The organism is Corynebacterium sp. UMB6689 (assembly GCF_030215295.1).
GTDB classification, from domain to species: Bacteria; Actinomycetota; Actinomycetes; order Mycobacteriales; family Mycobacteriaceae; genus Corynebacterium; species Corynebacterium aurimucosum.
Map to the genome: position 1 here is coordinate 1 of NZ_JASOLS010000319.1, position 228 is coordinate 228.

Sequence of the window (228 nt, forward strand, 5' to 3'; positions counted from 1 at the left end):
ACCGACAGCGTGAGCGCGGCGTTGATTTTATCGGCCACCGCCAAATTGCCCAGGGTATTCGGGTTATTCCATTCCAGCACCGCCAGGAAAACCGCGCCGAGCACCGCCAAGCTGATATAGGTCACCAGCGTGATTTTCGTGGTCACAGACCATTTGCGCGGGCGGGCACGATGACGCCACATATCCAAGACCACCGGGAAGCCAATGGCCCCGGCAACAGTCCCCAAA

1 pseudogene is annotated in these 228 nt (G+C 59.2%); it reads right to left on the bottom strand.

From position 1 onward, the window contains the following. A pseudogene (locus QP363_RS13655) lies at positions 1-228 on the bottom strand (TrkH family potassium uptake protein); the annotation flags it as partial.